We start from the raw sequence: 10699 nt of genomic DNA on the forward strand, positions 1-10699 counted from the left end.
GCCCGGATGGAGATCAACAGCTTCTTCTCCGAGCTGGTCCCGCGGATCAAGTCGATCGAGCTGGCCGGCGCGCCCGAGCTGATGGCCACGACCTTCGTCGGCGGCCTCAAGCACCTGCCGATCCGTTACTCGCTGAAGTGAATTCGGGCGCGCCGGCCAGCTCGATCGACTTGATCCGCGGGACCAGCTCGGAGAAGAAGCTGTTGATCTCCATCCGGGCCAACGCGGCGCCCAGGCAGAAATGCACACCGTAGCCGAACGACAGGTGCTTGTTGGGATCGCGCGCGACGTCGAATCGGAACGGCTCGGTGAAAACTTCCTCGTCGCGGTTGGCCGAAACGTAGGACAGCAGCACCGATTCGCCCTTCGCGATCGGCACCCCGCGCACCTGGGTGTCGGCCTGCGCGGTGCGCATGAACTCCTTGACCGGCACCACCCAGCGGATCATCTCCTCGACCGCGGTGCCCATCAGTCCCATGTCATTTTGCAGCCGCGTCAGCTCACCGGGGTTCTCCAGCAGCGCCAGCATGCCACCGGCGATGCCCGCGCTGGTGGTGTCGTGGCCCGCGCTGGCCACGATCACGTAGTACGACGCGGTGTCCATGTCCGACAACGGTTCGCCGTTGATCGTGGCGTTGGCGATCGCCGAGGCCAGGTCCTCGGTCGGATGCTCGCGGCGCGACGCGGTGAGCGCGGCGAAGTAGTTGAAGAAGTCCAGCAGCACGGCGAGCATGTCCTCAGTCGTGTCGCCCCGCTGGAACTCCGTGTCGTCACCGCCGAACATCTCCTGCGTGAGCTTGAGCATGCGTGGGAAGTCGGACTCCGGCAGGCCCAGCAGCGAAAGGATCACATACAACGGATAATTGACGGCGACCTCCTGCACGAAGTCGCACTCGGGCCCCTTCTCGACCATCTTGTCGACGTAGATCTTGGCCAGCTCGTCGACGCGACACTTCAAGTCCCGCATCACCTTCGGCCTGAACCAGTCGGCGCCGATCTTCCGCATGTCGCGGTGGTGGGGGTCGTCCATGTGGATCAGCGTGCGCAGGCCGATGCCCGCCTCCATCTGGGCGCGCAGCACGTCTTCGCCCTCGGAAACCATCAACAGTGGGCGCGGATCGTTGGTGAACAGGTCGTTCTGCCGTTCGATGTCCATGACGTCGGCATGCTTGGTGATCGCCCAAAACGGTTTGTAGCCTTCGACATCGACCCAGGAGACCGGGGCGTGGGCCCGCAGGTAGGTCAGCGCCTCGTGCAACCGCTTCTCGTCGGCGTAGGCCGACGGGTCGGCCAGAACCCGCGCGGCCTCGTCCATGATCCGGGTGCTCATTCGGTTCTCCTAAGGTGCGGTTGCCGATTCGGGGCTTCGGCCCCTCCGGGCTGGCGGCGATCGCCGCGTGGCGTTGATGTTCGTCGCTCGGGGGGCACCGGTCAACACCGCATTTCACGATCGGCCCGAGGCCGGCCGCCAGGATTGGAAAGGCTTCCCTTTCTGCGCCGCATCACCCAGGATTCCCCCGGATTTAGGGACGTTTGACCCTAGGTCCGTGCGGTGGGGCCTCGGAATACTTGGGCGGCTTGATGATTACCGTCCGGCTTTTGGACGTGTGGAGGTAATGCATGACCGCTGAGGCACCGCCCACCCCTGCCCTCGAGGCTCGTCGGCCGTTTCCCGCCCGGATGGGGCCCCAGGGCAACCTGATCTACAAAGTCATCAGCACGACCGATCACAAGATGATCGGCATCATGTACATGGTCGCGTGCTTCATCTTCTTCTTCATCGGCGGCCTGATGGCGTTGCTGCTGCGCCTCGAACTGGCGCGGCCCGGGCTGCAATTCTTGTCCAACGAGCAGTACAACCAGCTGTTCACCATGCACGGCACGGCGATGTTGCTGTTCTATGCGACTCCCATCGTCTTCGGATTCGCCAATCTGGTGCTGCCCCTGCAGATCGGCGCACCCGACGTGGCGTTTCCGCGGCTGAACGCGTTGTCGTTCTGGCTGTTCGTCTGCGGGGCGCTGATCGCGTTGGGCGGCTTCATCCTTCCCGGGGGTGCGGCCGATTTCGGGTGGACCGCCTACACGCCCCTGTCCGATGCGGTGCACAGCCCCGGCGTGGGCGGGGACCTGTGGATTCTGGGGGTGGGCGTCGGCGGCCTGGGCACCATTCTGGGTGCGGTCAACATGATCACCACCGTGGTGTGCATGCGCGCGCCCGGCATGACCATGTTCCGGATGCCCATCTTCACCTGGAACATCCTGGTCACCAGTGTGCTTGTCCTGGTGGTCTTCCCGCTGCTGACCGCCGCGCTGTTCGGGCTGGAGGCCGACCGTCGCATCGGCGCGCACATCTACGACCCGGCCAACGGCGGGGTGATCCTGTTCCAGCACTTGTTCTGGTTCTTCGGGCACCCCGAGGTGTACGTCATCGCGCTGCCGTTCTTCGGGATCATCTCCGAGATCATCCCGGTGTTCTCCCGCAAGCCGCTGTTCGGCTACACCACCTTGGTGTACGCGACACTGGCGATCGCCGCCCTGTCAGTCGCGGTGTGGGCCCACCACATGTATGCCACCGGCGCCGTTCTGCTGCCGTTCTTCTCGTTCATGACGTTCCTGATCGCGGTGCCGACGGGGATCAAATTCTTCAACTGGATCGGCACCATGTGGAAGGGACAACTCACCTTCGAGACCCCGATGCTGTTCTCGCTCGGCTTCCTGGTGACCTTCCTGCTCGGTGGCCTGACCGGGGTGATGCTGGCCAGCCCACCGCTGGACTTCCACATCAGCGATACCTACTTCGTGGTGGCGCACTTCCACTACACGCTGTTCGGCACCATCGTGTTCGCCACCTACGCCGGCATCTACTTCTGGTTCCCGAAGATGACCGGCCGGCTGCTCGACGAGCGGCTGGGCAAGCTGCACTTCTGGCTGACCCTCATCGGCTTCCACACCACGTTCCTGGTGCAGCACTGGCTGGGCAACTCCGGAATGCCGCGCCGCTACGCCGACTACCTGCCCACCGACGGGTTCGCGACACTCAACTTCGTCTCCACGGTGGGCGCGTTCATCCTTGCCGCCTCGGTGTTGCCGTTCGTGTGGAACGTGTTCAAGAGCTGGCGCTACGGCGAGCCGGTCCTGGTGGACGACCCGTGGGGCCACGGCAACTCGCTGGAGTGGGCGACCAGTTGCCCGCCGCCGCGGCACAACTTCACCGAGCTGCCCCGGATCCGTTCGGAGCGACCAGCTTTCGAGCTGCATTACCCGCACATGGTGGAGCGGATGCGCGCTGAGGCGCACGTCGGCCGCGAGCATGTCGCGAGCGTGACGGCCGACGCGGCCAACGCCACAGCGGGCGAGCTCCGATGACGGGCTAGTCGCCGGGCGGGCGCAATCCCCGCCAACGGTGCTGTAGACCGCAGTCGCGGTCAGCCGTGCGGCGCCTCGGAGATCTTGGTGTCGGGCTTGCCCAGCGTCTGGCAGTACGTCAACGCCGAGAGTCGAGTCGCCGAGATCTCGGCATTGGACGGGTCGGTGCCGTTCTTGTCCTTCAGCATCTTGCTGACCTCGTCGTTCTGCTTCTTCTCGTCCTGCGTGGTGAAGTCCTTGCACTTGGTGTCGCCGCCGGTGTTGATGACCTGCGAAGCCGAACACGCGCTGGACAGCAGCACGGCCATCGCGAACATGGCGGCCGCGATTTGCTTCATCGTTTGCCTTCCTCGAGCCGAGTAGTGGTATCTGTACACCAAATCGGCCGATTTGAAACCCCTACGCCCGATTTGCCCGGGGGCTCCCCCGGTTTGCGCCGAGTGCATTTCGCGCGCGAATGGGAATAACTGCCTCGCCCGCATCGTCGTTGAGGCGTCTGCCGGGGTCCGCCCGGTGCGGCCGCGCCCAGACCCGAGGGAAGGAAACGCCAGTGTCCCCGTCCGACGGTCCAGCGCAGTCGACACTCGTCACGCCGGCGAGGGCCGGCGGCCGGGCCGCGGCGCGGGGCGTGTTCGCCGGTGTGCTGGTGTTGTTGTTGTCCGTCGGCTGGGTCGCCAACCACTTCGTCGCGTTGATGCCCTTGCTCAGCGTTCGCCAGCATCTGGGCGCGGCCACGCTCGACGCGATCTTCGGTGTCTACGCGCTGGGATTGCTGCCCGGTCTGCTCGTCGGCGGGCGCGCGTCGGATGCGTTCGGGCGGCGATCGGTGGCGCTGGCGGGCTCGGCGACCGCGGTGGCGGGGACGATTGCGATGCTGTGCTCACAGCAGTACGACGCGCTGCTGATCGGACGCCTGATCGTCGGGCTCGGGGTCGGGCTGGCCATGAGTTCCTGCACGGCCTGGGCGTCGGATCTCAAAGGCCCCGCCGGGGCGGCCGCCGCCGGGGCGGTGTTGATGGCCGGTTTCGCGATCGGCCCGCTCGCGGGAGCGGTGATCGCGGGGGTCGGGCCGGCCGGTATCCGGTTGTCGTTCGGCGTCGCGGCCGCCATCGGTGTGGCGGCGATGTCCGTCGTGGTCGTCACGGCACGGCGCCCGGGGGGCGCCGCGAGGTCGAGCACCGAGGTATGGGAGCCGTCGACGCCCGCCGAGCAGGGCGCGGCGCGGGCGTTGAGTTGGGCCATGCCCCTGGCGCCATGGGTTTTCGCTTCGGCGACACTAGGGTTCATCGCGATTCCCGGTCGTGTGCACACCGGGCTGGCGGCGCCGATGGCCGCCGGCATGGCCACGCTGCTCGTCAATGGCGTCAGCGGGCTGATCCAGGTGCTCGCCCGGGCGCTCCGGTGGGGGCCGCAGGCCGGCACCGCGGGCGCGGTCCTCGCCGCGCTTGGCTACGCGGTCACCGCGCTCGCCCCGCCGACCATCCCGCTGGCTCTGGGTGTGCCGCTGTTCCTGGTGTTGGGGTCCGCGTCCGGCCTGTGTCTGCGGGAGGGGCTGATCGATCTGGAGGCCGCCGCGCCGAAACGCTTGCGCGGTGCGCTCGTTGGTGCGTTCTACGTGGTGACGTACATCGGTTTCGGCCTGCCGCTGATCTTGACGACGGTCGCGTCGACGGTGTCGACGACCATCCTCGCGGTGATGGCGGCACTGGCGTTGCTGACGGCGGTGAGCCGGGCGGCCCGACTCCGAGGCGACGCTCATCGCCAGGGCTGACCGCCGCCCCGCGAGGGTTAGCGCACCGGCGCTCAGACGAGTTCGCGCAACGTCTCGATCAGCTTGATCCGCTCGGCCGGTGTGGACGCGATGGGTGCGACGTTGAGTGTGGTCACCCCGGCTTCGGCGAACGCGGCCGCGCGCTCCCGCACGAATTCGCGGCTGCCGATCAGGTTCACGTCGCGAACGAGATCGTCGGGAACCACCTTCGCTGCCCCGTCCTTGTCGCCGGCCAGGTAGAGCTCCTGGATGCGATCGGCCTGCGGCCCGTAGCCGTACTTGGTGGCCAGGGCGTGGTAGAAGTTCTTGCCCTTGGCGCCCATCCCGCCGATGTAGAGGGCGAGGTGGGGTTTGACGAATTCCCTTAGTGAGTCCACGTTTTCGCCGATGGCCAGCACCGGGCCCGCGAAAATGTCGAGCTCTCCCAGGCTGGGGTCCCGCTTGGCCCGGCCGGTGGCCAGCGCCTCCCCCCAGACGTCCTGGGCCTTCTCGGGCAGGTAGAAGATCGGCTGCCAGCCCTCGGCGATCTCGGCTGCGAGCTCGACGTTCTTCGGTCCGAGCGCTGCGATCAGTACCGGGATGCGTTCGCGGACAGGCTTGTTGATCAGCTTGAGCGGCTTGCCCAGCCCGGTGCCCTGCCCGGCAGGCAGCGGGATCGTGTAGTACTTGCCCTGGTGCTGGACGGTCTCGCGGCGCCACACCTGGCGGCAGATGTCGATCACTTCGCGGGTGCGGGCGATCGGTGCGTCGTAGGGGACACCGTGGAAGCCCTCGATGACCTGCGGACCGGATGCGCCCAGCCCCAGGGTGAACCGACCGTCGGAGACGTAGTCAAGACCGGCGGCCGTCATCGCGGTCAGCGTGGGCGTCCTGGTGTAGAGCTGCATGATCCCCGAGGCCAGCCCGACCCGGTCGGTGCTGGCGGCCAGGTAGCCGAGCGCGCTCACCGCGTCGAACGAATACGCCTCGGGGACGAAGACGATGTCGAGGCCGGCACGTTCGAGGTCGGCCACTTCGGCGGCCACGTCCTTGAAGCCACCCGCATAGTTGATGCCCAGTCCGATTCGCATGTGGGCCTACGCGGTGGTGAACTCGTCGGCCAGTTCGAGCGCCTCCCGCTGGATCCGTTCGAACTGCGCACCCATCGCCTCGGACAGCGCCTTCGCGCCCGATAGCGGCCGGACCATCACCATGAAGTCGTCGATGAGGCCGTCGTCGTTGAAATGCAGGAAGTCGCAACCGGTGATCTTGACTCCGGGCGCCCCGGCGATGCCGGTCTCGAACACGAACGCGTGGTCCCGGCCGCTGCCGTCGTGGATCTCGCGGACGTACCGGAAGTCCTCGAAGATGCGCAGCACGCCCCGCAGGATCGCCGCCGTCATCGGCTTGCCGACGTAGGGCTTGAACGCCACCGGGCTGGTGAACACCACATCGTCGGCCAGCAGCGCCTGGATGCCCTCCTCGTCGCGTTCTTCGACCGCCTTGCGGAAGGGATGCATCCGACACCTCGCATTTCGTTTCGCCAAGTGTCGTTGACGCTATGCCGTCCACCGCGACGTGTCCATAGTGCGATTAATCACTTTGTTGACTACTCATATCGTTGTAGCCTCTTTGGGTGTCGCTGCGTGATGCGGTATTGGCCGCCCTCCTCGAGGGCGAGTCATCCGGGTACGACCTGGCCAAAGACTTCGGCGCGTCGGTCGCGAACTTCTGGATGGCCACCCCGCAGCAGTTGTACCGCGAACTGGACCGGCTTGCCGAGCAAGGTCTCATCCAGGCGCGCCTCGTGCACCAGGAACGCCGGCCCAACAAGCGGCTGTTCTCACTGACCGACGCCGGCCGCGAGGCGATCCGGGAGTTCACCGGGAAACCACCCAAGCCGTTGGCGATGCGCGACGATCTACTGGTCAAGGTGCAGGCCGCGGACATCGGCGACACCCCCGCCGTGCGTGAATTCATCAGCGAACGCCTGCAGTGGGCGACGGCCAAACTGCAACGCTACGAACGGTTGCGGGCGCGCATCCTCGACGGTCGCGAGGAGGGGGAATACCTGGCGCACGCCGAACGGGTCGGCCCCTACCTGACGTTGCTGCGCGGAATCGCGTTCGAGGAAGAGAACATTCGATGGGCCGAGCGCGCGCTGGCCGTCATCGAACACCGGCTCTCCGCGGGGGTCAAGAAGGCCCCGAGCTCACCGCGTCACCGGGCTGCCGCTGACCGAGCAACTCCTCCTGGCCGACCTCAGGCACGTTCCCCTCGTCGGTGAACCGTGCGCGTTTGCCCGGCTTCTTCGGCGCCTTCTGCGGCGCGGCCGCACCGTCGGTGGGGCGGTGACCGTTGGAGGGCAGGCCGACGGCCTGGCCGGCCATGTCGATGGCCTTCTCGGTGTACACCCGGTAGCCGAAGTTCGGTAGGTAGCCGTGGATCTCGGGGGTGTCCAGATCGCGCATGAACTGCAGGATTTCGCGGCTGAACAGCTGGCCGGGCACCAGCACCGGAAAACCCGGCGGGTACGGCGTCACGTACGTCGCCGACACGACGTCGGATCCCGCGTCCAGCCGCTCATCGATCTGATCGCCGGTCAGGTATTCGCAGTTGGCGTCGTCGTAGGACAGGTAGAACCCGCGCCGGACGTCTCCCTCGGGCGTCGGGCCGGTCCCGCCGTGGTCCAGGAATGCGGCATGGAAGCCGCTGAAATCGGGTAGCGGCAAGGACATTTCGGTGAGCCGGTAGACCGCCCGCTCGAAGTGTTCGCGCTCGCCGAGGCTCATCTCGGAGATGTTCTGGTCGAGTTCGGTGGCGATGTTGACCAGAACCTCCACCAGGAACGCGACCGAGCTGCGCGTGGTGCCGATGTTCGTCATGAACAGCACGCTGTTGCGCGACGTCTTGTTGATCTGGATTCCGTAGCGGTCCATCAGCTGCTGACGTTTGAAGGTGTCGCCGTCGTACCCGGTGCGCCCGATGAACAACGTGATGCGCGACGGGTCGAGCACGAATTCGTCCTGGTCCCAGGCCGCCATCATGTTGCGCAGTCCCGATCGCAGCGGCTGCGCGATGGCCGACGGCCGGAACGGCTCCGGGATCAGATCCGAGGTGCGCAGGCAGCGCATGTACTTGCTGAGCAGCGGATGGTTGTCGATCGCGTCGCGCAACTGCATCGCGTTCTCGATCTGCCGCTGCACCAGCTCGACCCCTTCCAGCGCCACCTGCCTGCGGCCCAGGTCAAGCGACGCCAGGATCTGGTAGTTGGGCGAGGTCGAGGTGTGCGCCATGTAGGCCTCGTGGAACGGCTCGGCGACTTTCTGGTCGAAGTCCTGGTCGAAGACGTGAATCATCGATCCCTGCCGCAGCGCGGTCAGCGTCTTGTGTGTCGACTGGGTGGCGTACACGCGCACCCGGGCCCGCGCCGGGTCCGGCATCAGCCGGCGGTCCAAAACGCCGTCGTCGTCGGGGCTTTGGTCGCCACCGGAGGCCAGATACTCCTCGTAGCGCTGCCGGTAACCGGGGTCCTGCAGCCGCTCGCGCAACGCCCGAGCCGAGGCCATCGCGGTCCGCTTCCGGTAGACCGGGTGGAAGCGGGCGAACGCGAACCACGCCTCGTCCCACAGGAACACCAGGTCTGCCTTGATGGCCAGGCACTCTTCCATCACGCGCTCGACGTCGTAGACGATGCCGTCGAAGGTGCAGTTGGTCAGCGACATCATCTTGACCCGGTCGAGCTTGCCGGCGCGCTTGAGCGCCAACAGCTTCGACTTGATCTCGCGGAGCGGCACCGCGCCGTACATCGAGTACTCGTTGAGCGGGTACGCCTCGAGGTACACCACATTCGCGCCGGCCAGCATCATTCCGTAGTGATGCGACTGATGGCAGTTCCGGTCCAGCAGCACGATGTCGCCGGGCGCCACCAACGCCTGCGTCACGATCTTGTTCGCCGTGGAGGTTCCGTTGGTGACGAAGTACGTGTGCCGCGACCCGTAGGCCTGCGCCGCCAGTTGTTGCGCCTCGCGCAGCGGCCCGGTCGGCTCGAGCAGTGAGTCGAGGCCTCCGCACGTCGCCGACGTCTCCGCCATGAACACGTCCAGGCCGTAGAAGCCCACCATGTCCCTGATCCAGTGCGAGTTGACGATCGACTTGGCCTGCGAGATCGGCAGGGCGTGAAAGACGCCCGTGGGCCGGTGGCTGTACTGCTTGAGCGCGCTGAAGAACGGCGTGCGGTAGCGTGCCGCCACGCCCTGCAGGATCGAGAGATGCAGCTCGAGCATGCCTTCGCGGGCGTGGAACACCCGGCGGAAGTATTGGCCCAGCCGCCCGGCGATGTCCTCGACCTCGATTTCGGTCATCAGGTAGAGGTCCAGCTCGGGCCGTAACCCGGTCAACGAGATCGCCAGGATCTGCGCGCGTTCCTCGGGTGTCTGGTGGTCGTTCAGCTCGTCGGACACCGCGGTGTCGACGAATTCGGACAGCGCCGACAGGTCGCGGGTCGACTGGTGTGAGAAGCGCCGCCGGATCACCACCGCCTGCAGGTTGACGTTGAGGCGCGCCGCGATGAGCGCCTCGTCCCCGCTGGACACCACCACGAGCTCGTAGACGAATTCGTCGTCGGGGCGCCGCCATTTGCGAACCTCGTTGCGCAGGGCGCGTTCCTGGTCTTCGGTCATCTTTTCGACGACCAGCACTTCGAAGTAGGGGCGGTCACGCGGTGATGCCGGTTTGTGCTCGATGAGTTGGCGCGGATCGGTCGGGAACATGTCGAGTTCGTCGGCGCCGGCGTTGTCCACGTCTCCCGTGCGGTAGGACTCGGTGGTCAGCGCCCGGTTGACCTGCGCGACGGCCTGCGCGAACTTGTCGTGGTGGCCGGCGGTGAAAAGCCGCTGGATTCGGGCGAATTGGGGCGCGCCGGGGTAGGCCCAGTAGGGCTCCAGGGTGCTCAGGCGCGCCAAGAGCTCCTGGCAGGCGTTCGCCCATTTGTCCTTCAGAGTCCCGGTGGTGGTCGGTCGCATCAGCCGATCCGCGGCTTCCTCCAACCGGCACCACGAGTCGCTGCGAACCTGCCACAGGCTGTTGTAGGCGCGTAAGTGCTCTGTCATGGCCGCCCTTTCTGCGAGCCGCGGCGGCTCCTTGGTCCCGCAGCGTCGGTTCAGGCTCGCAGACCCAGTCCGCCCGCCGGTGACCGCAGGACAAACACTCGACGTCCGTCACATGACGGCCGTGAGAGCACCGGGTGGTGCGGCAGACCGCCGAGTGGTGGCCGGGCTAAAGGGACTTTGTGGGCCGCCGCGGCGTCTGCCGCCGATGGACTACCTCCACGCGAAGACCGGTTGCTCCAGCTCGTCGACCGGGTCGTGACGGCCCTCCAGACACCACCACCGCAGCTGCAGCAGCACGGCGCCCGTGGGTGCGTGAATCAGGTCGTTGCCCAACGGGATCTGCACCACCGGGCGGGGGCTCTCCGGGATCGAGATGAATCGCGGAGAGTCGTCGCGCTGCAGCTGGTGTAACCCCACCCGGTATACCGCCACCACCTCGTCGGGCGCCGGTCGGGGATCCAGGCGACCGCCG

At 66.5% G+C, this 10699-nt stretch carries 8 protein-coding genes and 2 pseudogenes; 4 read left to right on the forward strand and 6 right to left on the reverse strand.

Annotated elements, in window-relative coordinates; translation table 11 throughout:
- Positions 1 to 141 (forward strand): annotated as a pseudogene (locus A5692_RS28740) (cytochrome P450); the annotation flags it as partial.
- Here A5692_RS28740 and A5692_RS00250 read toward each other — a convergent pair.
- Positions 107 to 1330, reverse strand: a complete 1224-nt coding sequence (locus tag A5692_RS00250; protein ID WP_068050933.1) for a cytochrome P450 — start codon at positions 1328 to 1330, stop codon at positions 107 to 109. The pseudogene A5692_RS28740 and the gene A5692_RS00250 sit on opposite strands and share 35 nt — an antisense overlap.
- 290 nt (positions 1331 to 1620) lie before the next feature.
- Here A5692_RS00250 and ctaD point away from each other — a divergent pair, with 290 nt between their 5' ends.
- Entirely contained in the window at positions 1621 to 3366 is a 1746-nt protein-coding gene (gene ctaD, locus A5692_RS00255; protein ID WP_068050935.1) for a cytochrome c oxidase subunit I, read from the forward strand.
- A gap of 59 nt (positions 3367 to 3425) precedes the next feature.
- On the opposite strand, the gene A5692_RS00260 is transcribed toward ctaD, so the two are convergent.
- Positions 3426 to 3704 carry a hypothetical protein gene (locus A5692_RS00260; RefSeq protein WP_068050937.1) on the reverse strand — a complete coding sequence of 93 codons (279 nt, stop codon included), beginning with the start codon at positions 3702 to 3704 and terminating at the stop codon, positions 3426 to 3428.
- A gap of 212 nt (positions 3705 to 3916) precedes the next feature.
- On the opposite strand from A5692_RS00260, the gene A5692_RS00265 reads away from it, so the two are divergent.
- Positions 3917 to 5137, forward strand: a complete 1221-nt coding sequence (locus A5692_RS00265) for an MFS transporter (RefSeq protein WP_068050940.1) — start codon at positions 3917 to 3919, stop codon at positions 5135 to 5137.
- A 32-nt stretch (positions 5138 to 5169) separates the two neighbouring features.
- On the opposite strand, the gene A5692_RS00270 is transcribed toward A5692_RS00265, so the two are convergent.
- Both A5692_RS00270 and A5692_RS00275 read right to left on the reverse strand, forming a co-directional pair.
- The gene (locus A5692_RS00270; RefSeq protein WP_068050942.1) at positions 5170 to 6207 is read right to left on the reverse strand and encodes an LLM class F420-dependent oxidoreductase; all 1038 of its coding nucleotides are present in this window, start codon (positions 6205 to 6207) and stop codon (positions 5170 to 5172) included.
- A 6-nt stretch (positions 6208 to 6213) separates the two neighbouring features.
- Entirely contained in the window at positions 6214 to 6636 is a 423-nt protein-coding gene (locus tag A5692_RS00275; RefSeq protein WP_068050944.1) for a nuclear transport factor 2 family protein, read from the reverse strand.
- A 116-nt stretch (positions 6637 to 6752) separates the two neighbouring features.
- On the opposite strand from A5692_RS00275, the gene A5692_RS00280 reads away from it, so the two are divergent.
- Positions 6753 to 7403 carry a PadR family transcriptional regulator gene (locus tag A5692_RS00280; RefSeq protein ID WP_068050946.1) on the forward strand — a complete coding sequence of 217 codons (651 nt, stop codon included), beginning with the start codon at positions 6753 to 6755 and terminating at the stop codon, positions 7401 to 7403.
- Here A5692_RS00280 and A5692_RS00285 read toward each other — a convergent pair.
- Together A5692_RS00285 and A5692_RS00290 are read right to left on the reverse strand one after the other, a co-directional pair.
- A complete protein-coding gene (locus tag A5692_RS00285; protein ID WP_068050948.1) occupies positions 7312 to 10227 on the reverse strand; it encodes an aminotransferase class I/II-fold pyridoxal phosphate-dependent enzyme in 2916 nt (971 codons plus the stop codon). The genes A5692_RS00280 and A5692_RS00285 overlap by 92 nt on opposite strands.
- Before the next feature lie 210 nt (positions 10228 to 10437).
- Positions 10438 to 10699 (reverse strand): annotated as a pseudogene (locus A5692_RS00290) (CoA pyrophosphatase); the annotation flags it as partial.

Source organism: Mycobacterium sp. E342 (genome assembly GCF_001667665.1).
Classification (GTDB): Bacteria; Actinomycetota; Actinomycetes; order Mycobacteriales; family Mycobacteriaceae; genus Mycobacterium.